The following is a 24,223-nucleotide window of genomic DNA, read 5'->3' on the forward strand; positions in this document are numbered from 1 at the left end:
CGCGTCTCGTCATCAGGCAGGTGTGGTCTTTTCGACACGGTGTAAGGTATACGGGCGACGTCGGGGATAGGATGTCGCCACACCTGCCGGTAAGCATGCTGCCGAGATGGGGTAGGCTGCGGGCGGGGTTAAAGGGTCGAGAAGTGACGATGGAAGAAACACAGGCGTTTGAAAACCGGGTTCTGGAAGCACTGAACTCAGGGAAGACCGTGCGCGACTTTATGCTCTGCGCCGTTGAGCTGCTGGCGGAAGCGGTCAGTATCCTGATGTTGCAGGTTTTCCGTAAAGACGACTATGCAGTGAAATATGCTGTTGAACCTCTGATGACGGGAACGGGCCCGCTGGGCGACCTTTCCGTGCGCCTGAAACTGATTTATGGCCTGGGAATGATCAGCCGTAAAGAGTACGAAGATGCGGAACTGTTAATGGCGCTGGGCGAAGAACTGGCACAGGACGATCGGCATTACCGTTTTACCGATGATGAAATTCTGGGGCCTGTCGGTGAGCTGCACTGCGTGGCGGCGTTGCCTACACAACCCGCCTTACCGCCGGGGACAGATGCCGTCGATCCGCTTCTGGTGAGTATGCAGCAGCAGCGCTATCAACAGATGGTGCGCTCCACGCTGGTGCTATCCCTGACCGCATTGATTGCGCAAATCAGTCTGAAAAAGGCGTTTTAATCCCATTCCGCTTTATTACGCCACGGCGTCATGTCTGGCGTTTATACTCGTCATCCTTCAAGCGGCATGGGTGTGGCGGGTCTTTCAACAACTCGAATTATTTAGCGTATAGTGTATGCTGTGCCCCGCATTATTCTCCCGTTATATAGGTTATCTTTTATGAAAGAGCAGGAAAAAGCAGAGATCAAACGCCTTAGCGACCAATTGGATAAGCTGACGCGTAAGCAGACCACGCTGCTGGAACAAGGTGATGCTGAAGCAATTGCCCTCAATATGGAGGCCTGCGCGAAGCTAACGGCTGAAATCGAGCGCCTGCGTAACGTGAGAGAACAGAAACTCAGCAAAGAAGCGCAGAAACTGGCGAACCTGCCTTTCAACCGTGCGATTACTAAAAAAGAGCAGGCTGATATGGGGACGCTGAAGAAAAGCGTTCGCGGTTTGGTGGTGGTGCACCCGATGACGGCACTGGGGCGCGAGATGGGTTTAAAAGAGATGACAGGCTTCGCGCCGAAACCATTCTGAGGTTTCTTCTCTGCGCAACTGATGTTGGTGATAGATTCGTTGATAAAGCCCCTGTTTAACAGGGGCTTTTTCGTTTTGCGTACGTTGCGGTGTTGATATTAGCGTGGTGCGTGCAGACGATGCGTTTGGTCGGCAAACGCGATACCCGCTGGGGTATCATCATGCTGTGCGTTTGCCAGGCGGAAGACGGACACCGCCTGCTTCAGCAGTCTCGCCTGCTCTTCCAGCGAGTCAGCAGCGGCAGAGGATTCTTCCACCAGTGCGGCGTTCTGCTGCGTGGTGCTGTCCATCTCAACAATCGCCTGACTAACCTGGCTAATTCCCCGGCTTTGCTCATCTGACGCGGTGGCAATTTCCCCCATGATGTCATGCACCTGCGTAATAGAGGTGACGATATCATTCATCGTTTTACCAGCGTTGCCAACCAGCGTCGCACCGTGTGATACCTGAGTCACTGATTCAGAGATCAGGCCTTCGATTTCTTTCGCGGCCTGAGAGCTGCGCTGGGCAAGACTACGAACCTCGCTGGCGACAACGGCAAAACCGCGACCCTGTTCACCGGCGCGGGCGGCTTCCACCGCGGCGTTCAATGCCAGAATGTTGGTCTGGAAGGCGATGCTGTTGATGACGGACGTGATTTCCGCGATACGTTTAGAACTGTTCTCAATCGCTGTCATGGTTTGCACCACGTTATTCACCTGCTCGCCGCCTTGTTTTGCGGTTTGAGATGCGCTGATTGCCAGCTTGTTAGCGTGGTGCGCATTATCCGCGTTTTGCTTAACTGTTGCGGTAAGCTGCTCCATGCTGGCGGCAGTCTGTTCAACGGCGGCGGCCTGCTGCTCGGTACGTGACGACAGGTCTGTGTTGCCTGCGACGATCTCGCTGGACGCGTTAGAAATCTGGCTGACACCGACGCGAATGTCATCGATCATATTGTGCAGATTGTCATTCATTTTCGACATCGCACTCATCAACTGGCCCAGCTCATCCTTGCGCGTTGTGTTGATGGACATGGTGAGATCGCCTGTTGCGATTTTCTCAGCCATGTTCAGGGTGTTGCCAAGCGGTGTGGTGATCTGACGTGAAATGAACCAGGAAATCAGCAGACCAAGTAGCAGCGTAATCAATGCTGCAATGCTCATTTGCAGCGTAGCACTGTGAATGTCTGCCTGTGAGGCGGCCAGCTGATCGCTAAGCAAAGATTTAACGACGTCGTTCAGCTGTCCAGCGACAACCTGCATTTGCCCCGCCTGTGCCATTTCCTCATGATAGGCTGGCATATAGGCCAATACTTGTTCTTCATAATTGTTCATGATCGTCAGGACCGGCGCCAGCGTTTCACGCTGTTCAGCAGACAGGCTCTGATATAGAAAGGTCAATGACGTTTGCGCCGCGTTGATGGCATCCGTCAGTTTTTCTTCGGATTCTTTGTTGGTAGAAAGTAATAAACCGCGAACATGATAGCGAACGGCAATCAGTTTTTGGTTCAGGTCCGAAAGTAATAATTGAAGGGTAGTGCTGTTATTGTCTGTCTTTAATTGATCGTTGAGCTGCTCTAGCGGTTTTTCTGTTGTTGATATATTCCAGCTTTTTCTGACAGCGTCTTTAGTATTCACTGCATTAATATAACCTTTTTGCTTTTCCTGGTAGCTGGTAATTAATGTAGGGATATCGGCTATCTTCTTGGCGTCGCTTTCTGGCCAGTTAAATTCTTTTGCTTTTTCAGCAAGTTTACTGATATTGGCAATGTGCTCAATGTTCTTTTTTATATCATCAGGATTATAAGTGGTGCCGTATAATGCACGGTAATATTTGGCCTGGTTAATTTCATCATTAATATTGTTGCTTAAATTAACTTTATCAATACTCTCTTTCAGCGAACTTATATGCATAATGCCCGCACCGGCAATCACCATGGTCATCAGCAGAATCAGGAAAAAGCCTAATCCTAATTTTTTACCGACTTTTAAATTATCAAAATTCATCGCCATCCCATCCCACCACTCTATCTTATTGAGTCGAATTCACTATCCTGATGCACACTTGCTTAGCGGTGTTAGCATCCCGGATTACCGCTTACCAAGCCTGTCTTTGCAAAACAACATGATAAAAACCCGCAGTAGATATCGGCACTTTACGCTGAAACTTTATGCGCCAGTGAGCGAGGATAGTCAGCGGATATGAGGTTAGGCGGTAGGGTGGATAATAAAAAAACTGGAATAACAGGCTGTTATTCCAGTTTATATTCAAACGCAGAAGCGGCCTGATGGTATCAGGCACTCAACGGTTTTATTTTTTCGCGCTAGCGAAACGAGCGGCAGCTTCGTCCCAGTTCACTACGTTCCAGAATGCTTTAGCGTAATCCGGGCGACGGTTCTGGAATTTCAGGTAGTAAGCATGCTCCCAGACATCCAGACCGACGATTGGGTAGCCAGAAGCACCAGAAACAGCTTCACCCATCAGCGGGCTGTCTTGGTTTGCAGTAGAAACTACGGCCAGTTTGCCGTCGTCTTTCAGTACCAGCCACGCCCAGCCAGAACCGAAGCGGGTTGCTGCTGCTTGCTCAAATTTCTCTTTAAATGCATCAACGCTGCCGAAATCACGTTCGATGGCTGCTTTCAGATCGCCAGTCAGCGTCGTGCCTAATTTCAGGCCTTTCCAGAACAGGCTGTGGTTAGCGTGGCCGCCAGCGTTGTTGCGTAGTGCAGTTCTTTTTTCCGCAGGAACTTTATCCAGTTGAGCGATCAGCTCTTCAACAGACAATTTAGCCAGTTCAGGCAGAGATTCCAGCGCGGCGTTAGCATTATTGACGTAAGCCTGATGGTGTTTGGAATGGTGAATTTCCATCGTTTCTTTGTCGAAATGCGGTTCCAGTGCGTCATAAGCATAAGGCAGCGATGGCAGTGAATAACTCATGTTTAGCATCTCCATGGTAAAAAAAATGTTACGGCACTGTGTTGTTAGTACCGCGTAAGCAATACCTTCATTATAGTTAATTAAATGATATTGAAAATGATTATTCTCGAACAGGTGGCATGAGTCAGATTGCTTTACTTCATGATAACAAACGCTTATGTCGTTATTGCACTATGTAAAAACAAATTAATCTATACCCGTCGCCTGCAAAACGCCGTGACGTGGGTGGCGTCTTTTACGCGCTTAGACGCTGCGGATGCGTGTAAATAGTCGCATGTCCCGGTCGACAAAAACCGACCAGCGTCAGGTTGCAGCGCTGTGCGACCTCTACGGCCAGCGAGGTGGCTGCTGAGACAGCAAACAGGATTTCCACGCCGCACATGGCGGATTTTTGGACCATCTCATAGCTGGCCCGGCTGGAAACCAGCGCAGCGCCTTGTTGCCACCCCTTTTTCGCTCGGGTGCCTAGCAGTTTATCCAGCGCGACATGGCGGCCGACGTCTTCACTCCCCCCGGACAGCGTGCCGTCTGGCGCGACCCAGCTTGCGGCGTGAGTGCAACCCGTCACTTGACCGATCTTCTGGACATCGCGCAGCCGCACCAGCGCGTTTTCAAGTTTGCTAAGGGAAAATGTTTGTGTGAAGGGCAGCGGTGCGATCGGTTTACCGATTTCCGCAAGCTGCTCTACACCACATACGCCGCAGCCTGTGCGGCCATCCATCGCCCGGCGGCGTTCTTTTAGCCCAGAGAAGCGTCGGCTCGAAAGCTCAATCTGTACTTCGATGCCGTTGCAGGCGGCTTGTACATCAATGCCGTAAATATCTGCCGGTGATTGAATAATGCCTTCAGATAAGGAAAATCCGAGAGCGAACTGTTCCAGTTCCTTCGGTGAGGCCATCATGACGACATGCGATATACCGTTATAAACCAACGCAACGGGCACCTCTTCCGCTAGCCAGTCAGACTGTGGCTGATGCAGCGAATCGGGATGATAGACTGAATGTTGCGTTGCGCCCTCAAGGACGGCATCCGCTGGTAAATGAACCCCTTCCACCTGAAATACCTGCATGTTAGTAACCCTGGAAATTAAAAGTATTATACCCGTCATACTTCAAGTTGCATGTGCGTTGGCTGCGTTTAGTCACCCGAATCACTTACTTGAGTAAGCTCATCGGGATTCCTTCTCTTGCCGCCTTCCTGAAACTCGAATTATTTAGGGTATACCTCACCGCGCCTGAAGGGATGCGACTTTTTCTCGCAAGAAACTGTGCGTCAACTCGAAGAGTTGTCTTCTTCTCTGGCCGAATCCTGTCGCTAACCCCATACCCCGTATAGGCTTAATGTAATTGCTTACTGTTTGCCTCTTTTTTCACGCGGCATGGCCGCTCACTCGGAAATGAAAAGGAGACTGAAATGGCGCACGATAATCTCGAAGGCCGATCCGCATCTGGCGAGTACGGCTCTCTCAATCTGAAAAAACGCTATGACAATTTTATCGGCGGAGCCTGGGTTCCACCTGATGCGGGTCAGTATTTTGTTAATTTGACGCCAGTAACGGGTCAACCGCTGTGTGAAGTCGCCAGTTCGTCAACGCGAGATATTGACCACGCGCTGGATGCTGCTCATAAGGCAAAAGCGGAATGGGGTGGTCTGTCGGTGCAAGATCGCGCGTTGGTGCTTAACCGAATCGCTGACCGTATGGAACAGAATCTTGAGCTGCTGGCGCAAGTGGAAACCTGGGATAATGGTAAACCGATACGCGAAACCAGCGGGGCGGATGTGCCGCTGGCGATTGACCACTTTCGCTATTTCGCGGCCTGTATCCGTGCACAAGAAGGGGCGATCAGCGAAATCGACGGCGATACCGTGGCCTATCATTTTCATGAACCTCTCGGTGTTGTCGGGCAAATCATTCCCTGGAATTTCCCGCTGCTGATGGCCTGTTGGAAGATGGCACCGGCGCTGGCCGCCGGTAACTGTATTGTGCTAAAGCCCGCAAAACTGACGCCGATGTCGGTGTTGATTTTGATGGAACTGATTCAGGATCTGCTGCCGCCAGGCGTCATCAATGTTGTTAATGGGTCGGGCAGCGAAATTGGTGAATATCTGGCAACGTCGAAACGCGTTGCGAAAGTGGCATTCACCGGATCGACCGAGGTGGGTCAGCAGATCATGAGCTATGCGGCGCAGAACGTGACGCCGGTAACGCTGGAGCTGGGTGGCAAATCGCCGAACATCTTCTTTGCCGATGTGATGGATAAAGAAGACAGCTTCTTTGACAAAGTGCTCGAAGGTTTCACGCTGTTTGCCTTCAATCAGGGAGAGGTCTGTACCTGTCCGAGTCGCGCGCTGGTGCAGGAATCGATCTACGATCGCTTTATGGAACGGGCAATCAAGCGTGTTGAGGCTATCCGCATTGGTAACCCGCTGGACAGCAAAACCATGATGGGCGCGCAGGTGTCCGCAGGTCAGCTTGATACCATCCTTAACTACATTGATATCGGTAAGAAAGAGGGCGCACGGGTACTCACGGGCGGTCAGCGTAAGGCAATGCCTGGCGGGCTGGCGGAAGGCTACTATCTGGAGCCGACGATATTGTTTGGTAAAAACAGTATGCGTGTCTTCCAGGAGGAGATTTTCGGTCCGGTTCTGGCGGTCACAACGTTCAAAACGATGGATGACGCGCTGGAGATCGCCAACGATACGGAATACGGGCTGGGCGCTGGCGTGTGGAGCCGTAACGGTAACATCGCTTACCGAATGGGGCGCGGTATTCAGGCTGGACGCGTCTGGACCAACTGTTATCACGCTTATCCGGCGCATGCGGCGTTTGGGGGCTACAAGCAGTCTGGTATCGGGCGTGAGAACCATAAAATGATGCTGGAACACTATCAGCAAACCAAGTGCCTATTGGTGAGTTACTCTGATAAGCCGATGGGGCTGTTCTGATTCACTAACGCCATGCTGTGCCTACCTTTTCTGGTGAGTGCGCATGGCGTAAACCACTATGGTTTTTCCGTATTAATCCATCCCGATGACTCAGATTCGCCCGATTGTTGATCACAGGTTGTTGATCGTTGATTGTACCCGTGCTCAACAACGGCTACGCTGTTTTAAGTAGCGCTTTGCTTTCAAGAGGTTGTACATGAAGGATAAGATCGGCTGGATTGATAACCTGCGGGCGTTGGCCTGCATGATGGTCGTTCTGATTCATAGCACAACCTACTATATTACCGCAGGCGGCACGCCGGGCGATGGACACTGGGATGTGGCGAATATCCTGAACTCCGCTTCGCGCGTCTGCGTTCCGCTGTTTTTCATGATCTCGGGTTACTTATTCTTTGGTGAACGCAGCGCGGGGAAGAAGCATTTTCTGCGTATCGGTTTATGTCTACTTTTCTATAGTACGGTCGCGCTGATTTATATTGCGACGCTCACGCCGATTAACGGTCTGAATGCACTGCACCATGCGCTACAAAAACCGATCTTTTATCACTTATGGTTTTTCTACGCCATTATCGTGATTTATTTGCTCTCTCCCCTTATTACCATCAAGCCGGTATCGGGTAAATATATAGCCGTCTTGATCATCTTGCTGGCCGTTGTCGCCAACCCCAATACGGGGAAGGTGGAGTTTGAAGGCTTTAAATTACTGCCTGTGAATCTCTATATTTACGGCGATACGTTTTACTATGTGCTGTATGCCGCGCTGGGGCGTGCCTTAGGCATGTTGGATGTGCCAAAGAAAGTCGTACTGGCGGCTATCCCATTCTTTGTTGTGTGTGTTGCGCTGGTTGCGTTGGGGACAAAGCACCATACATTATTGAACGATACGTTCACCCAGACGTTTTACATCTACTGTGGCCCGCTGGTGTTTCTGGCTGCGGTCAGCCTTCTGGTGGTGTTTAAGCACTACTTTAGCCAGTGGATTTTACCGGGCTTTGCCACCATTTCGCGCCATTCGCTGGCGATTTACGGCTTCCACGCGTTGATCATTCACTATCTGCGTACGCATGATGTGATGCTACCCGCTCATCCGGTTTTCGATATCTTCTATGTCTTCGCTGTCACGCTGGCGGCCAGCCTGCTGCTTTCGATGGCGCTACAGAAAATCGATGTGCGTCGCTGGGTAAGTTGACCTTTGTCTGGTTTACCGGACGTATGACATCACCGCAGAAGCGTCGTATCGTGGGTGTTGTTAGGTCGTTATTGAGGCTATTCATCACACGGGAAGGCGCGACGGTGCGCGCCTTATTATTAGGCTGGTGAACGTTACGCTGGCACGCGCCAGTAATCGTAATCGATATGTTCAACCTGGAAGTTGGCGTTATTTTTGTCGCCCGTCAGGCGGGTGGCAATGGTAAAGGCGAAATCGAATGACACGCCCAGCCCTTTACCGCTAATCAGATTGCCGTCTTCCACCACTTTCTCATTAACATAAACGCCATCGGTCACGTCTTGCCATAAATCCCCGGAACAGACGTAGCGACGCCCTTTCAGCAGTTTGTTACCACCCAGCACGCGTGCGGCTGCGGAACACAGTGGACAGATGAGTTTTCCTGCCTCGTCATGGCGGCGGATAAACTCAACAACCATCGGGTTCGCGGCCAGATTCACCGTTCCCTGTGGGCCACCGGGAATAACCACGGCATCAAACAGCGTGTCCTGGTTTCTTTCCAGCAGAGCATCGGCAAACATGCGAATGTTGTGATAACTGTATAGCTCCAGTCTGTCATAGCATGACAGCATGGTGACTTCTATCTTCATACGGTGCAGTACATCAATCACCATAATCGCTTCTGCCTCTTCAAACCCAGGGGCCAGCAGAACGGCGACTTTCTTAGACATAGCATCTCCAGCAATATGCAAGGGAAGGTGTTAACCGCAAGAGGATAGCAAAGAAACATCGAAAAAATGAAACGATGTTTTATTAATGTCGAGTGGGTCGCGTAAACGGTTTTTGCTGCTTAGCTTAAAGAGAAGATGGCGCTATACTTGCTAACTTGGTCGTGAATTGGCCGCAAATTTTTTTGCACGAAAGCATGACTCTTCTCTTCCTGTCCCGCCAAAAAGATGTTTAAATTATCACTCACTTATTTTGCATAAATATGCATTTGTGAGCGTGTCGATGTTGGTCATCGACCAGCCCGCCTGATGTAGGATGTACACAGGGTTCGAATGCTCACGAATGTATGGCGTAACATAATGGTGTGGGCGACTGAGCTTATATCCAGAGATCTTTCGAGCAGGGATTACATTTATGACAACGATTCTCAAGCATCTTCCGGTTGGTCAGCGTATTGGTATTGCGTTCTCGGGTGGTCTGGATACCAGCGCTGCGCTGCTTTGGATGCGTCAAAAGGGCGCGGTTCCTTATGCGTATACCGCAAATCTGGGACAGCCAGACGAGGATGACTACGAGGAAATCCCACGTCGTGCTATGGAATATGGCGCAGAAAATGCGCGCCTTATCGATTGCCGCAAGCAATTGGTTGCTGAAGGTATCGCTGCGATTCAGTGTGGCGCATTCCACAACACGACGGCGGGCGTGACCTATTTCAACACCACGCCGCTGGGCCGTGCGGTTACCGGTACGATGCTGGTTGCCGCAATGAAAGAAGACGGCGTAAACATCTGGGGTGACGGCAGTACCTATAAAGGCAACGATATTGAGCGTTTCTATCGTTATGGCCTGCTGACTAACGCTGAACTGAAGATTTACAAGCCGTGGCTGGATACCGATTTCATTGATGAGCTGGGTGGCCGTCAGGAAATGTCCGAGTTTATGTCGCAGGCAGGGTTCGGCTATAAAATGTCGGCCGAGAAAGCCTATTCCACCGATTCCAATATTCTGGGTGCGACGCATGAAGCGAAGGATCTGGAATTCCTGAATTCTAGCGTCAAAATCGTTAACCCGATCATGGGCGTGAAATTCTGGGACGAGAACGTCAAAGTGCCGGCAGAAGAAGTGACCATCCGTTTTGAACGCGGTCACCCGGTTGCGCTGAACGGCAAAACCTTTACCGATGACGTTGAACTGATGCTGGAAGCGAACCGCATTGGTGGTCGTCATGGTCTGGGCATGAGCGATCAGATTGAAAACCGTATCATTGAGGCGAAAAGCCGCGGCATTTATGAAGCGCCAGGAATGGCACTGCTGCACATTGCCTATGAGCGTCTGGTTACCGGTATCCACAACGAAGACACCATTGAGCAATACCACGCCAATGGCCGTCAACTGGGTCGTTTCCTGTATCAGGGACGCTGGTTCGATTCTCAGGCGCTGATGCTGCGTGATGCTTCTCAGCGTTGGATCGCCAGCGCCATTACTGGCGAAGTGACACTGGAGCTGCGTCGTGGCAATGATTACTCCATCATGAATACCGTGTCTGACAATCTGACCTATAAGCCAGAGCGTTTGACCATGGAAAAAGGCGACTCAGTGTTCTCGCCGGATGACCGTATTGGCCAGTTGACTATGCGCAATCTGGACATCACCGATACGCGTGAAAAACTGTTTAACTATGTTGAAACGGGCTTGCTGTCTTCTTCCGCCAGCACGGGTTTGCCGCAGGTCGGGCAATTGCAGGATAAAACAGAGAAATAACGCACAGATTGAGTAATATAAAAATCCGGAATCGTCTCGCGCTTCCGGATTTTTTTTACCTGCTTATCATATGTTTATATTGGATTTCTCGCGTTGTCTTTTTGTGTGTGAACTCTTGCTGACAATGCGGGTTGCATCTGTACAACCGTCGTAGAAAGGAACAGAATATCTATAAATAATCAGCCAGGATAATAATCTGAAGGCGAAGGATCTGTGGGATGATGTATCGTTTTTTGAGGTTATGTATTAACTTTTCAATGGAGGAAAAATGTTAGAGATATTCGATGTAAATCACACCTTGTTGTCAGAAACGAAATCAGAAGAGCTATTTACCCTCAGAAAAGAGACGTTTAAAGATCGACTGAATTGGGCCGTGCAATGTACTGATGGAATGGAATTTGATCAGTATGATAATAATAACACGACTTATCTTTTTGGCATGAAAGATAACACCGTTATCTGTAGTCTGAGATTTATTGAAACAAAATACCCTAACATGATTACCGGGACATTTTTTCCTTACTTCAAGGAGATAAATATTCCTGAAGGTAATTACCTGGAATCTAGTCGGTTTTTTGTCGATAAATCTCGAGCGAAAGATATCTTAGGCAATGATTACCCAATTAGTTCGATGTTGTTTCTTTCGATGATTAATTACTCAAGGGATAAAGGCTATGATGGAATATATACGATAGTGAGCCATCCTATGCTGACGATATTAAAGCGCTCTGGCTGGGGGATTCGCGTGGTCGAACAAGGTTTGTCAGAAAAGGAAGAAAGAGTGTATTTGGTTTTTCTTCCCGTCGATGATGAGAATCAGGAAGCGTTGGCTCGTCGTATTAACCGCAAAGGGACATTTATGAGCGATGAATTGAAGCAGTGGCCTCTAAGGGTGCCTGCTGCTATTGCACAGGCTTGATGAGCTGTAACTCAACGCCGAGCCTGATGGCATGCTTGGCATTCAGGACGCCAAGTTTTTTCACAACGTTGCCGATATGAAATTTTACCGTGCTGGTTTTGATACCGAGAATAATCGCAACTTCCAGATAGGTTTTACCCATACTGGCCCAGTAAAGGATTTCATTTTCTCGCTGAGAAAAGATTTCCTTATTATTTAATTGTTTTTTACTTTCAATCATCTCCCTGCAAAGGGAGATGATTTTTTCATATGCATCAATTAATAGCATCTGAAAGGTGTCTTTTTTCTCTTCAATGAATGCATCAACATCATCTGGATATGAGCTGTCCACGATAATCGATAGCATAGCTAGATTGTCGCCATGATCGTGAAGTACAAAAGTATATCCGTTGATAATATTATATTTCTTAGAGAGATCGAATATCTTGGCAAGCTGTAGTCGCGTGTTAATAACCAAGCTTTTCTCCCAAGAGAAAGGCGATATTTTATTAAATGAAGCAAGAACAACAGGGTCAATATGCTGGTATTTATTTTCTTTATAGAGGTTAACCCATTCATCGGGATAACTGGAAATAATGATCATCTCAGAGGGGTTTTTCTTATTCAAAACCATAAATGAGAATTTTACGCCATCGTAGTGGTCCAGATTTTCATTAAAATGACCTTTGATTACTCTGCTTATTATTTCGCTGCTGGAGAATAATGGCGACATCTCATGACCTCAGTCTGAAGAATCAACATCCTTGTAACGGAAAAGTATATACCTACACCTGTACCTAAGTCTAATTGTTATGGGGGAATGAAAAAACATACAATCGAACGACAAGTTAAGGGCGTAAAGTAAAAGAAATAACGCTCTGGATAAGCGTGATGACTGGCTAACATCAGGGAATGCGAATTAAGCGAGATTTATCAGCAATATAATAAAATTCTTCTTACCGTTCTATGGCCTGTATTGTTACAGGCCGCCAGATGCCCAAGTTAATTAATTCCATCAATGCGGCTATTTCGCGAATAACCCCCGACTTTGATATTGTTATCCTCTTCGCTATACCTCACACCTCGTCGATATTGCGGTATTCCCACAGCCGATTGAAATGCACATCGTCGAGATTGCGGGCTGAATCCGCGTTACCCGCAAAGGGTCGTGCGGTCGTTGCCGCAGCTCCCCACGGCTGTTCTCTGTCATAGCTGGCGTCAATCGTGCTGTCGCGAATCACTAACTGGCCGTTTGCCGTTTGACCCGGCTGATATCCCGTCTGCCTTGCTCCCTGATCCCAGGCGCGACCCAGTTTGGCCTTTCTTTCTCCACTGAAGCCTTTGTCGCCCGTAAAACGACACGCCACTGCCAGAAAGCCGTACTGCACCCACGGCATGCTATCAGGCGCGAAGACATGAATATCTTTCGCACCACGGCTGGAAACGGTATGAAAGTGGACACGCTCAAATACTGCGGTCGCGCGCCCAAAAACGTAATCGACATCGCCTTCAATGTAGCTGTCTTTAATGTAGGCCCGGCTATAGCGATCCGTGACGTACTCATTCTGGAGGTTACTGGTATTGACGAAAAACGTATCCTGGCGACCGATGAGGCGAACCTGTTCAAGCTGTATCTTGTCGCCGTCGGTGCGTAGTGCCACGGCCTGATGCGCACGACTATCCACTGAATCCAGTAGCGTATTCACCACAGTGAGATTCTTCATTTGGAAATTGTCGCTCTGCGACCAGACCACGGCGGAAAAAATGGTATCAATCGTCGCGTTCGGCTTTGACGCACAGAGATCGTACAGGTACCACGCAGGGTCGCCGGATTGATACTCACCGCGTGAGTTCACCGTTTCCCGGTAGGTTGCTGGTGAAAACATCGAATCCAGCGCGAGTTGAATCACGACGTCGTTCGGTTGTTCTCCCGCCCCAAATAGCGTGAGTGGTGGCGCATCGGCGGGGATGTAGACCGTGCCGGTATAGATGCCTGGCAGCAATTTAATCTCAATGCGTGCCCGATCCTGCTGCGCTCGCAGCGCGGCGTTCACCGCCTGTTGAACATGAGCGTATGTTGCGCCATCCACCCCCACCTGCGGCCCGACAACCCACGGCGTCGCCGGATCGACCTCAATCGGTGTGGGCTGCCAGACATCAGCTTCAGTCTGGTCATCGTGCCCGCGCAGCGTGAAATAGTGCGGGAGCGTGAAGCGATTCGCTTCCTGCTCGGAGAGGATGGGGCGATGAACCGTGCCGGGGTAGGTCGTCTTTGTCATGATCTTATCCTAGTAAAGAAGCTAATTCCCCTGATACCACGTCCAGATTTTCACCAACAATGCCGCAGAGACACTCCAACACACGACGGCCGCGAGCAGTGCCTGTGGCAATTTCATCCACGCGGTAAAGTAATAAAGTGAAATGAGATAAACCAGATAAGGAATCACGGACCAGATGCCAAACAGGATGGTGGCGCGCAGCGCTTCCAGCCCGCGTTCGGTGCCAACGATGTAATGTGCGATCAGCGCGAAGGTGGGAAATAGCGGCACGAGCCCGGCAATATAATAATTTCGGCTTTTCGCCAGGACGCTAATGAGCAATACGATCAGTGCGCCGATAACCGATTTAATAAACAATGACATAAGTAGAACTTCTGGCCTAATTTAGTACCGTGAATGAACAGAGAATAGCGAAAAAGCATTGGGATGGAATAGTGCGATCGCACAGCTTAAGATTTCAATTCGTGGTGATTTCGTTATTCTTAGCAGCAGAATGAATAAATACTGTACGTGATAGCCTGCTCAGTACAGCTAAAACGATAATGAATCTGAAAAGGATTGATGTTGAAGACGCAAAGTCATGCATTTACTCAGGGATTGGTTCCACTCAAGATTATTTCTACCGGCAGCGCGCTTCCTGCGCAGCGGGTGACGTCGGCTGAATTAGATGTGCGGCTCAATAAGCCTGCGGGCTATGTCGAAAGCCGTTCAGGCATTATCTATCGTCACCATGCCGATAATCATGCTAGTCAGGCTGAACTCGGTGTGGTGGCGTTAAATGACGCACTGGCGCGGGGAATGATTCCACCGGCGTCAATCGATCTGCTGTTGTTTGCTTCTGCCATTCCGATCCAGGCGCTGCCTTATAGCGCCAGCCATTTATTAAAGGCGTCGTCTCTGCCAAAAGGGACGGCCTGTTTCGATATTAACAGCAGCTGCGTCAGTTTTATTTCTGCACTTCAGGTGGCGGCAGGCTTGCTGAATACCGGCGCTTATCGGCGCATTGCCATTGTCTCTACTGAACTGGCCTCACGCGGGATCGACTGGGATGACGAAGAGTCGTCGCTGATTTTTGGCGATGGTGCGGCGTGCGCCATTGTTGAACGCGGTGATGGGCGTTGCGGGATTGCGGCGTGTCTGCTGGAAACCTATCCGAAGGGCAGCGAACTGTGCCAAATCCGCGCAGGTGGCACCTTGCGTAACCCGCGTGCGGGGATGGAACTGCATGATTTTCTGTTCCACATGCAGGGAAAACGGCTGTTCAGGCAGGCGTCTGCCTTAATTGAAGGCTATCTGCAACGGCTGCTGGATGCCAGTGGCTATTCGCTGGAGCAGATGGCGGCGGTGGTTCCCCATCAGGCCAGTCACCTGTCGCTGGAACATATGCGTAAGCGGCTGGCGATCCCGACGGAAAGGCTGATTGATATTTATCGCTATCACGGTAATCAGGTTGCGGCCTCGATTCCGACGGCACTACATCATGCCATTGTGACGCAACGCCTGCCTGAAGGTGAACCCGCGATGCTGGTCGGTACGGCCGCCGGGTTGACGCTGGGCGGGATGGTATTGATTCCATGAGGGTCTTCGTCACGGGCGCAACCAGCGGATTGGGACGTAACGCGGTGGAATGGCTGCTTCAGGCCGGACATCAGGTGCTGGCCTGTGGGCGCGATTGCACCGTGGGTCAGCAGCTTGAAGCGCTGGGTGCGCAGTTCGCCCGCATTGATTTGGTGGAAACGCCGGTAGAGCAGTTTCGAACGCTGATGGCGGGCTGCGACGTGGTCTGGCACTGTGCTGCGAAATCATCACCGTGGGGGCAGTATGCTGATTTTTACCAGAATAATACTGAGGTAACGGCGCGACTGGCGGAAGCCGCCGGTCAACTGGGTATCCCGCGCGTTGTGCATATCTCCACGCCTGCGATTTATTTTGATTACCAACATCACCTGAATATTGATGAACGCTACCGCGCGGCGCGTTTTGCCAATCACTATGCGCAGACCAAGTTTTTGGCCGAGGAGCGGCTTCAGGCGCTAGCGTCACGCTACCCGCAAACCACCTATGTCATCCTGCGTCCGCGTGGCCTGTTTGGCCCACATGACCGTGTGATTCTGCCGCGTATTCTGGAGCAAATCGCGGTGGGTGGCGGCGTGCTGCGGCTTCCGCGCGGTGGCGAAGCGCTGCTGGATCTGACGTTTGTCGGCAACGTAGTCGAAGCGATGGCGCTCGCCAGCCAGCGCACGGGGCTGGTTTCTGGTTCGGCCTACAACATCACCAATCATGAGCCGGCACGCCTTGCAGATATGCTCCAGCAACTGCTGATTGGTCAGTTGGGCATGAATTATCGTGTTAAGGCGGTGCCGTATCCGTTGCTGCATGTGGTGGCTGGTGGCATGGAACTGTTCTCGTGGTTTAGCCGCAAAGAGCCCCTACTGACGCGCTACAGCGCAGGCGCGGTGAATTTCGATATGACGCTCAGCGCAGAGAAAGCGCAGCAAGAGCTGGGTTATCAGCCACGTTTTTCCCTCCAGCAGGGCATCGAGTTAACCGGTAGCTGGTTCAAAACACATCTTGCGCAGCGGAGCACTGACGGACATGGCTAATATTTCGACGTTTGAAGTAGGATACTGCCTGCATCCAGGCTGCATGGCGCTGCGCGGTGCGGGATGGAAAGTGTGCCGTTTTCCGGCGCGGGTCTGGATGCTGGAAAGTCAGGGTAAGCGCTGGCTTTGGGATACCGGTTATGCCCAGCATTTTACCGATGCTACGCGTTCCGGCCTGTTCCAACTGTACCGTAGAATGACGCCGGTGCATTTTGAAACGAAAGACGCGCTGATTCATCAGCTACACGCGCAGGGCATTCAGCCTGCCGATATCGACGGCCTGATCATCTCCCATTTTCACGGCGACCATATCGCGGGGCTGCGGGATTTCCCTTCCGTGCCGTTTATCTGTTCGGCGCTGGGCTGGCAGCAGACGCGAAACCTGCGTGGTTTCGCAGCGTTGAAGCGGGCGTTTGTCCCTGCGCTGATCCCTGAACAATTTGAGCAGGCGCTCCAGTTTGTTGAGAACTTCCCACTTACCGATCTGCCAGCCGAGCTGGCACCGTTTACGCAAGGCTACGCGCTACCCGGTAGCGATAAAGAGATTGTGCTGGTGCCGTTGCCCGGCCACGCAGTCGGACACCTCGGCGCGTTTGTTCTGACTGAAAACGGCTGGGTGCTGCTGGCAAGCGATGCCGCCTGGTCGCCGCACAGCTATCGTGAAGGTCGCGGACCGTCGCGGTTGGCGAATCTGGTGATGGATGATCCACAAGCCTATTACCACACGCTGGACCAACTGCACCAGTTGCACCTGAACGGACAGGTCGAGATTCGGTTGTGTCACGAGGGCGACCTATGATTCCGCTGATGACGATCTGGCACTATTTCCGCGCCAGACGCCTCACCTTTGCCACCCGTCAGGCGCTTGAACGCCATCAGCAGCGTCAGCTTTCTCGTTTTGCACGGCGGGTGCTGGCGCGTAGCCCCTATTTTCGTCCTTACTGCCAGCTGCCGATTACCTCCTGGCCGACGATGGACAAAGCCGTAATGATGGCCGAATTCGATCGGATGAACACCGCCGGGCTTAAGCGGGATGACTTGCTTGCTTGCGCCCGTCGCAGTGAAGTGGATCGAGACTTCACGCCGAATGTGAACGGGTTTAGCGTCGGGCTGTCGTCAGGCACGTCTGGTCAGCGTGGTCTGTTTGTCGTCAGCCCGCGCGAACAGCAGATTTGGGCAGGGGGAATGCTGGCGAAAATGCTGCCGGACGGTTTACGCGCCGGTGAACGGGTCGCGCTGTTTCTGCGGGCGGATAACAACCTGTATCACAGTGTCGATAACCGCTGGCTCAGCCTATCGTTTTACGATCTCTTCGCGCCGTTTTCCGGCCATTTTCCGCGGCTGGAAGCGTGGTCGCCGTCCATTATCGTCGCCCCCGCACAGGTGCTGCGCGAGCTGGCGCTGGCGGTACTGCGCGGTGAATTGCGCCTGTCGGTCAAAAAGGTGATTTCCGTGGCTGAGGTGTTGGAGCCGCAGGATAAGCAACTGTTACAGCAGGTCTTCGGGCAAGTAGGGGAAGTGTATCAGGCAACGGAAGGCTTTCTGGCATCGACCTGCGAACATGGCACGCTGCATCTCAACGAAGAATTTATTCACATTGAGCCGCAGTGGCTGGATGACACACGCTTTACGCCCATCATTACCGATTTCACCCGCAGCACGCAGCCGATTGTGCGCTATCGGCTGGATGATGTGCTGGTCAAACAGCAGGAACCCTGTGCATGTGGCCGCGTGACGATGGCGATTGCCCGTATTGAAGGGCGCAGCGATGACAGCCTGAGATTGCCGAACCACAGTGGTGAAACTCAGACCGTGTTTGCCGATCTCTGTAGTCGGATTATCGCTAACGCGCTGCCGCTGCATGCCGATTATCGGCTGATACAGCAGGGAGACGTGACGCTGCATTTATCCGCTGCGTGCAGTTTGCCGGAGTTGGAAGGCTGTCGGGATAGCCTGTCGCAGCAGTTTGCGTTACAGGGCATTGATGTGTCGCGGCTATGGTGGCAATTAACCGCGGGCGAGATCGCGCCGGAATTTACGCAAAAGCGCAGGCGTATTACCCGTTTGAAGGGGGAAGCATGAGGCGATCTCCTCAACACACGCTGCTATTGCGGCTGAAGGCGCTGCTCTTCGGCTGGGGAACGGTTGGGGTGGTGTATCAACTGAGCGCGCAGTTTCAGGGGCAGGGAACGGTGCTGCCGACGTCACTTGTTGATGAATGGATTTCCTTTAGCGCCTCGGCTATCTGGCTGTATCTCTCCTTTTTCATCATCGTGCCGCTGTCTTATTTATCCTGTCCGATGGCGCGTTTGGGGGGGCTACGTCAGGCAACGCAGCTTACTGCCGTGATGGCGGGCGTGGTATACCTGATTTTTCCGACCACGATGGTGTATCCACAGGTTGTCGGGGACGATCTTTCCACTCGTGTGCTACAGCTATTGCTGCGCATCGACTCGCCACAGAATTGCCTGCCCTCGCTGCATATTGCGCTAACGGTGCTGGCTGTATGGGCGATGAGCGACGGCCAGCAGAAGGTGAAAACGGGCTTTTATCTTCTCTGGGGTGTCGCGATTGCCTTTTCCATCCTGCAACTGCGACGCCACCTGTTCATCGATCTGGTGACTGGCGCGATGCTAGCGGGAATCACCGGATGGGTCTTTCTGTACCGCCGGGGGGCAGTAAAGGCGATTTCCCCAGCGGCTCCGCTGCCTAACGATAAGCGCCATCAGGAATGAAATCATGATCGATTTGGCATTACCGATAGTCCTCATGTTAGTTGTGGTGGTTGGCGAAGCGCTGATTTTGCAGTGGATGCAGCGTGAGAAGGTGAACTGGCACGATGTGGTTTTCAACCTGAATTCAGGGCATATCATGCTGTGGCTTTTCCGCAGTGTGGAAATTTTTTGCTATGGCTATGTCGCAGCGCATTTCAGCTTGGGTTGGGTAGAAACCTGGCCGCCAGTGTTAATGTGGCTGTTCGCGATACTCGCCTGGGATTTTGGTTTTTATTGGCTACATCGCCTGCACCATACCTTTGGCGTGCTGTGGGCGGTGCATGTGGTGCATCATCAGGGCGAGCATTTCAATCTGTCGTTGGGCGTGCGTAACTCGTGGTATTCCTCGCTGACCTCCATTCCGTTCTTCCTGATTCTGGCGCTGCTCGGCGTCCCGCTGTACGTATTCGTCACCGTTTCCATCCTGCATTACAGCGTTCAGCTCTTTAACCATAACGCGATGACGCCCAAACTGGGCTGGCTGGAAAAGGTGCTGGTGACGCCAGCACACCATCGGGTACACCATGTGAATGACCGCGCCTACGCCGATAAGAATTTCGGCGGCACCTTTATTTTTTGGGACAAACTGTTTGGCAGTTTTTGTCCACAGCTGCCTGATACGCCTTTCCGCTACGGGGCAGGCAGAGAAACCCCCTCGAAAAACCCGTTTTGGGCCAGCAACCAACCTTTTATGTCGTACCTGAAATTGTCGGTGCGCCGTACGGGTCAGGCGACGTTTCACTGTACGCCAGTGGCGCTGATTGCCGGTGCGATGTTGCTGTTTTCACTGGTAGTGGGCTACGTCTATCTGTATGGCTACGGCTATGATTCCGCCAACCTGTCGCAGGCGGCGCTCTTCCTGCTGTTGGTCGCCGGTGCGGTCGCGCTGGGCGGGATTTCCGAAGGGCGACGCTGGGGTATTTACATCTGGCTGCTGGTGGGGCTGCTATTCCCCGCTGTGTTTCTCGTCTATCTGGGCTGGGAAGCGCTCTATTGGAAGATAGCCATGCTGACGCTGATGATCCACGGGCTGGCAATGGCAATCGGCTGGGGCCGACACCCGATTGTCGAGGAAGAGTAATGCTCGCACCGCTAAAGCCTCTGCGCTATGAACAAGGTCGCGATCTGGCGTTGCATCGGGCGCTGATTAAAGCCGCGAATGACTATCTGGCAGCAACGGGCGATCACCGTTTTGCCAACGCCGGGTTTATCGGCAAGATGCTGTTTCTGGTGGCGTTGTGTCTGACGTTTTATGGTTTCAGTCTCTTGCAGACGACGCTGTGGGGCTTTGCGTGCTGTTACTTTGGCTTTATTTTTACCGCCATGTTTCTGGCGGTGAATGTGGTGCATGATGCCTCGCACAACGTCTTTTTCCGGCGGCCGTGGGCGAATCGCCTGCTCAATATCGTGGTGAGTATTCCGCTCGGCATGGATTCCGACTGCTGGCGAGTGCGGCATGTGATTTTTCATCATGCGCATGTGAATGTGCAGCACTACGATCTCGATATTGAAGAGAACGGCGTCTTGCGGCAGTCCCCTTATCATCGGTTTCGCGGTTTTATGCGCGCCCAGCGCTACTACTGGCCGCTGGTGGCGTCGCTGACCTTTCCCTGCATCATTTGGTTTTTTGACTGGATAGATCGTGCGGGGAAAACGCAGGTGACGCGAAATATGACGCTTCAAGGCGTGAAGGGCTGGGGCGTTTTCCTGCTTTCCAAAGTGCTACATGCCTTATTGGCGCTGGCTATTCCTTACTGGCTGCTGTCGCCAACTCCCGTCGGTTTTGGCTCACTGCTACTGGTTTACCTGCTGAGCCAAATGCTGTCATCGCTGATTTTTGTCGTCCTGATTCTGGGGTCGCACTGGGCAAAAGGGACATTCTATCAGGCACCGGAAGACGGTCTGTTCAGGCATGGTCGCTATCAGCACGTGTTTTCCACCACGGTGGACTGGACTACCCGCCCTGCCTGGCTCGGTTACTGGCTGGGACAGCTCAATATGCATCTGACCCACCATATTTTCCCCAACTGGAATCACCGGCACTATCCCGCACTGTCGAAAATCATTGCGGATATTGCCCCGCGTTACGGCATTGATTACCAATGTATTACGCTGAAATCGATTCTGATTGAGCAACAACGCTTTCTTAAAAAGATGGGCAATGGCAGCAAAAAATAGCCCGTTATCTCTATTTATTAATAAGTTAGATTTTCATCTGTATTCAAGGAGCGAGACTTCATGCGTTATTTATCTCTGGCCGTTTCATCCCTGCTGTTCTTTTTTACTTCGTCCGTCTGGGCGATGGATTGCAGCAAGGCCAGTACAGACACCGAGAAAATGATTTGTGCCAGCAGCCGTTTACAGCAGCTTGATGCAGTATTAAACAAGGCCTATCAGGGGTACGTGAAAAAAGAAGACAAAGCGCAAGCGCGTCAGGAGCAGCGCGCGTGGCTGGCCGAGCGTGACCGCTGCAAGGATGAGGTTTGTTTGGGGAATGAGATGGTTTCCCGTATTCAGGCGCTTTCCGGCAGTGAAAATATCTCCCTGATTACGCAGGCCTCAGGCCAGTGGGACTTCGTTCTCAGCGTGGCGACGTGCGATCTCGATACCTCTTATTCAATCTGTGAAGGCGCTGGCACGCTGGATATTTTTAAGAAAGGGCGCGGTGAGCTATTCCAGCGTATCACGATGGAAAACCTGTTCATCGAGCTGAACAAGAAAGGGGAAGTGACAGCGAATCTGGTCGAGGTCTACGGTGAGAACAACAGTGGGCTGGTGATTGATGACGCTAACTTCGACCATCATGCGGATATCATGCTGCGTAATGGCAATAACGGTGCTTACGGCGGGCCGTCTTACGACGTCTACCTGTTTGATGTGGAAAAGCAGCAGTTCACCCAGAATGCGCCGCTGACCGAGCTAGCCAGTTCTAATCTCGGCCTGTTCGAAATCGATGAGAAAAGTAAGACCATCACGACGTTTACCAAAAGTGGCTGCTGCTGGCACCAATGGTCTACCTACCAGATGGCGAATAATAAACCTGTCCTGATTGTCGAAACCACGGAAGCCTACTCCGAAGAAAAACAGGCGATGGTAGCCACAACCCGCGAGTTGGTGGGTGGCAAGTGGAAGGTGAAGGAAGAGATAGTAAAAGTCGACGAGCAGTAAAATTTCCCTGCTTCACAGACAGACGCCGTAGCTGAATGCGGCGTCTGTCATCGCCCCGCTCATTCCCACTCTGCCGTTATTCCCCTGCATTCTCCGATACTTTGCAAAAGTGTTACGTCAGGCATTCTCAACATGACTTTTTTGCCACTTGCTAGACAGAGATGGCAGCCATGAAAAGGCAAATGCAGTGCAGATCGCGCAGCATGGCAAAACTTCACAAAAAAGACGTGTTTTATTAACAACTCGTTTATGCGTTGTATTCTCTAACCCTACTTTGGAGATGCCTGACATGAGCACCACCCAAAAACGTATGTACATCAACGGTGAGTTTGTTGAAAACAGAAGCGGGAAGTGGATTGATGTAGTGAACCCGGCCACAGAGCAGGTTATTTCACAGATCCCGGAAGGTTCCGCTGACGACGCAAAGAGAGCGATAGAGGCGGCAGAGGCCGCACAGCCAGGCTGGGAAGCGCTGCCTGCGGTTGAGCGCGGCGTCTGGCTGCACAAGATTGCTGATGGCATCCGTGAGCGCGAAGCCGAACTGACCGACACTATCATCGCAGAAGGCGGTAAAACGCACGGCCTGGCGCAGACGGAAGTGCTATTCACCGCTGACTATCTCGACTACATGGCGGAGTGGGCGCGCCGTTACGAAGGCGAGATTATTCAGAGTGATCGCCCGAATGAAAATATCTTCGTCTTCCGCAAAGCGATTGGCGTCACGACCGGGATTCTGCCATGGAACTTCCCCTTCTTCCTGATTGCGCGCAAAGCGGCACCGGCGCTGATCACCGGCAATACCATCGTCATCAAACCGAGTGAAATCACCCCCAATAACGCGGTGATCTTCGCCGAAATTATTCACAAGATTGGTCTGCCGAAAGGCGTCATCAATTTCGTTACTGGCTATGGCCCAACGGTAGGGCAAGAGCTGGCTGCTAACCCGAAAGTCGGGATGGTCAGCCTGACCGGCAGCGTGGCGGCAGGGATTGCCACCATGACGGCGGCGGCGCAGAACGTGACGAAGGTATCGCTGGAACTGGGTGGCAAAGCCCCCGCCATCGTGATGGATGACGCCGATCTCGATCTGGCCGTGAAAGCGATTGTCAGCTCTCGCGTTATCAACAGCGGGCAGGTGTGTAACTGTGCCGAGCGTGTTTACGTGCAGAAGGGCATCTACGACGAATTCATCTCCCGTATTAAAGCGGCGATGGAGCAGGTGACCTTCGGTAACACGGCGGAGAAAAAAGCGCTGGATATGGGGCCATTAATCAGTGCAGCGGCGCTACAGCGTGTGGAAGACAAGGTGGCAAAAGCGGTATCACAAGGTGCGAAAGTGCTGCTTGGCGGACAGCGTGAAAGCGGTACGGGCTATTTCTACCCGCCAACGTTGCTGGTGGATGTGAAACAAGAGATGCCGATCATGCACGAAGAGGTGTTTGGTCCAGTGTTGCCCGTCGCGACTTTCGACACGCTGGAAGAGGCAATTACGATGGCGAACGATAGCGAATATGGCCTGACGTCGTCGATCTATACTCAGAATATCAACACCGCGATGAAGGCGTTGAAAGGGCTGAAATTCGGCGAAACCTACATCAACCGTGAGAACTTTGAGGCGATGCAGGGCTTCCATGCGGGCTGGCGTAAATCCGGCGTGGGTGGGGCGGACGGCAAGCATGGCTTGCAGGAATATCTGCAAACGCATGTCGCGTACCTTCAATTTCACTAAAAGCAGTTCCAGTAACAGTCATGCCACTGACCATAACAGTGGCACAA

General features: G+C 51.8%; 22 protein-coding genes. 15 read left to right on the forward strand and 7 right to left on the reverse strand.

The window, feature by feature from the left end:
• The first annotated feature begins 95 nt into the window (after positions 1 to 95).
• Both KKH3_RS20545 and KKH3_RS20550 read left to right on the forward strand, forming a co-directional pair.
• On the forward strand, positions 96 to 680 hold the full coding sequence (locus tag KKH3_RS20545) for an MltR family transcriptional regulator (protein ID WP_167371729.1): 585 nt from the start codon (positions 96 to 98) through the stop codon (positions 678 to 680).
• Positions 681 to 839: 159 nt separating this feature from the next.
• A complete protein-coding gene (locus KKH3_RS20550) occupies positions 840 to 1,202 on the forward strand; it encodes a YibL family ribosome-associated protein (RefSeq protein WP_039363992.1) in 363 nt (120 codons plus the stop codon).
• Between the two features lie 98 nt (positions 1,203 to 1,300).
• Here KKH3_RS20550 and KKH3_RS20555 read toward each other — a convergent pair whose 3' ends face one another.
• The 3 genes from KKH3_RS20555 to fdhD all read right to left on the reverse strand — a co-directional run bounded on the left by KKH3_RS20555 (position 1,301) and on the right by fdhD (position 5,187).
• Positions 1,301 to 3,193: a methyl-accepting chemotaxis protein gene (locus tag KKH3_RS20555; RefSeq protein ID WP_039363995.1), complete on the reverse strand. Its 1,893-nt coding sequence runs from the start codon at positions 3,191 to 3,193 to the stop codon at positions 1,301 to 1,303.
• Between the two features lie 298 nt (positions 3,194 to 3,491).
• Positions 3,492 to 4,118, reverse strand: a complete 627-nt coding sequence (gene sodA / locus KKH3_RS20560; RefSeq protein WP_039363998.1) for a superoxide dismutase [Mn] — start codon at positions 4,116 to 4,118, stop codon at positions 3,492 to 3,494.
• A 235-nt stretch (positions 4,119 to 4,353) separates the two neighbouring features.
• On the reverse strand, positions 4,354 to 5,187 hold the full coding sequence (fdhD, locus tag KKH3_RS20565) for a formate dehydrogenase accessory sulfurtransferase FdhD (protein WP_039364000.1): 834 nt from the start codon (positions 5,185 to 5,187) through the stop codon (positions 4,354 to 4,356).
• A 344-nt stretch (positions 5,188 to 5,531) separates the two neighbouring features.
• On the opposite strand from fdhD, the gene exaC reads away from it, so the two are divergent.
• Complete coding sequence (gene exaC, locus KKH3_RS20570; RefSeq protein WP_039364003.1) at positions 5,532 to 7,067, forward strand: acetaldehyde dehydrogenase ExaC; 1,536 nt, start codon at positions 5,532 to 5,534, stop codon at positions 7,065 to 7,067.
• A 196-nt stretch (positions 7,068 to 7,263) separates the two neighbouring features.
• Positions 7,264 to 8,256, forward strand: coding sequence for an acyltransferase (locus KKH3_RS20575; protein WP_039364005.1), 993 nt, complete (start codon positions 7,264 to 7,266; stop codon positions 8,254 to 8,256).
• A 134-nt stretch (positions 8,257 to 8,390) separates the two neighbouring features.
• Here KKH3_RS20575 and KKH3_RS20580 read toward each other — a convergent pair whose 3' ends face one another.
• Positions 8,391 to 8,966 (reverse strand): DJ-1/PfpI family protein, encoded by a 576-nt coding sequence (locus tag KKH3_RS20580; protein ID WP_039364008.1) that lies wholly within the window; start codon positions 8,964 to 8,966, stop codon positions 8,391 to 8,393.
• Between the two features lie 412 nt (positions 8,967 to 9,378).
• On the opposite strand from KKH3_RS20580, the gene argG reads away from it, so the two are divergent.
• Positions 9,379 to 10,725 carry an argininosuccinate synthase gene (argG, locus tag KKH3_RS20585; RefSeq protein ID WP_039364009.1) on the forward strand — a complete coding sequence of 449 codons (1,347 nt, stop codon included), beginning with the start codon at positions 9,379 to 9,381 and terminating at the stop codon, positions 10,723 to 10,725.
• A 268-nt stretch (positions 10,726 to 10,993) separates the two neighbouring features.
• Positions 10,994 to 11,644, forward strand: a complete 651-nt coding sequence (gene carI / locus KKH3_RS20590; protein WP_039364010.1) for an acyl-homoserine-lactone synthase CarI — start codon at positions 10,994 to 10,996, stop codon at positions 11,642 to 11,644.
• On the opposite strand, the gene KKH3_RS20595 is transcribed toward carI, so the two are convergent.
• The 3 genes from KKH3_RS20595 to KKH3_RS20605 all read right to left on the reverse strand — a co-directional run bounded on the left by KKH3_RS20595 (position 11,628) and on the right by KKH3_RS20605 (position 14,265).
• Entirely contained in the window at positions 11,628 to 12,356 is a 729-nt protein-coding gene (locus KKH3_RS20595; protein WP_039364011.1) for a helix-turn-helix transcriptional regulator, read from the reverse strand. The genes carI and KKH3_RS20595 overlap by 17 nt on opposite strands.
• Before the next feature lie 343 nt (positions 12,357 to 12,699).
• Positions 12,700 to 13,902 (reverse strand): pectinesterase PemB, encoded by a 1,203-nt coding sequence (pemB, locus tag KKH3_RS20600; protein WP_039364012.1) that lies wholly within the window; start codon positions 13,900 to 13,902, stop codon positions 12,700 to 12,702.
• Between the two features lie 21 nt (positions 13,903 to 13,923).
• Positions 13,924 to 14,265 (reverse strand): GlpM family protein, encoded by a 342-nt coding sequence (locus tag KKH3_RS20605; RefSeq protein ID WP_010284221.1) that lies wholly within the window; start codon positions 14,263 to 14,265, stop codon positions 13,924 to 13,926.
• Positions 14,266 to 14,463: 198 nt separating this feature from the next.
• Here KKH3_RS20605 and KKH3_RS20610 point away from each other — a divergent pair, with 198 nt between their 5' ends.
• The 9 genes from KKH3_RS20610 (at position 14,464) to aldA (ending at position 24,176) form a co-directional block, all read left to right on the forward strand.
• Positions 14,464 to 15,480: a 3-oxoacyl-[acyl-carrier-protein] synthase III C-terminal domain-containing protein gene (locus KKH3_RS20610; protein ID WP_052201400.1), complete on the forward strand. Its 1,017-nt coding sequence runs from the start codon at positions 14,464 to 14,466 to the stop codon at positions 15,478 to 15,480.
• A complete protein-coding gene (locus KKH3_RS20615; protein WP_039364013.1) occupies positions 15,477 to 16,505 on the forward strand; it encodes an NAD-dependent epimerase/dehydratase family protein in 1,029 nt (342 codons plus the stop codon). The genes KKH3_RS20610 and KKH3_RS20615 overlap by 4 nt, the downstream gene beginning before the upstream one ends.
• Positions 16,498 to 17,304, forward strand: a complete 807-nt coding sequence (locus KKH3_RS20620) for an MBL fold metallo-hydrolase (protein ID WP_039364015.1) — start codon at positions 16,498 to 16,500, stop codon at positions 17,302 to 17,304. The genes KKH3_RS20615 and KKH3_RS20620 overlap by 8 nt, the downstream gene beginning before the upstream one ends.
• A complete protein-coding gene (locus tag KKH3_RS20625; protein WP_039364017.1) occupies positions 17,301 to 18,587 on the forward strand; it encodes a F390 synthetase-related protein in 1,287 nt (428 codons plus the stop codon). The genes KKH3_RS20620 and KKH3_RS20625 overlap by 4 nt, the downstream gene beginning before the upstream one ends.
• Entirely contained in the window at positions 18,584 to 19,240 is a 657-nt protein-coding gene (locus KKH3_RS20630; protein WP_039364018.1) for a phosphatase PAP2 family protein, read from the forward strand. The genes KKH3_RS20625 and KKH3_RS20630 overlap by 4 nt, the downstream gene beginning before the upstream one ends.
• Positions 19,241 to 19,244: 4 nt before the next feature.
• On the forward strand, positions 19,245 to 20,360 hold the full coding sequence (locus KKH3_RS20635) for a sterol desaturase family protein (RefSeq protein ID WP_039364020.1): 1,116 nt from the start codon (positions 19,245 to 19,247) through the stop codon (positions 20,358 to 20,360).
• Complete coding sequence (locus KKH3_RS20640; protein WP_039364023.1) at positions 20,360 to 21,457, forward strand: fatty acid desaturase family protein; 1,098 nt, start codon at positions 20,360 to 20,362, stop codon at positions 21,455 to 21,457. Before KKH3_RS20635 ends, KKH3_RS20640 begins: the two co-directional genes overlap by 1 nt.
• Positions 21,458 to 21,517: 60 nt before the next feature.
• On the forward strand, positions 21,518 to 22,447 hold the full coding sequence (locus KKH3_RS20645) for a lysozyme inhibitor LprI family protein (RefSeq protein ID WP_039364024.1): 930 nt from the start codon (positions 21,518 to 21,520) through the stop codon (positions 22,445 to 22,447).
• A 289-nt stretch (positions 22,448 to 22,736) separates the two neighbouring features.
• Positions 22,737 to 24,176 (forward strand): aldehyde dehydrogenase, encoded by a 1,440-nt coding sequence (aldA, locus tag KKH3_RS20650; protein WP_039364027.1) that lies wholly within the window; start codon positions 22,737 to 22,739, stop codon positions 24,174 to 24,176.
• The last annotated feature ends 47 nt before the right edge of the window (positions 24,177 to 24,223 follow it).

This window comes from Pectobacterium actinidiae (assembly GCF_000803315.1).
Lineage (GTDB): Bacteria > Pseudomonadota > Gammaproteobacteria > Enterobacterales > Enterobacteriaceae > Pectobacterium > Pectobacterium actinidiae.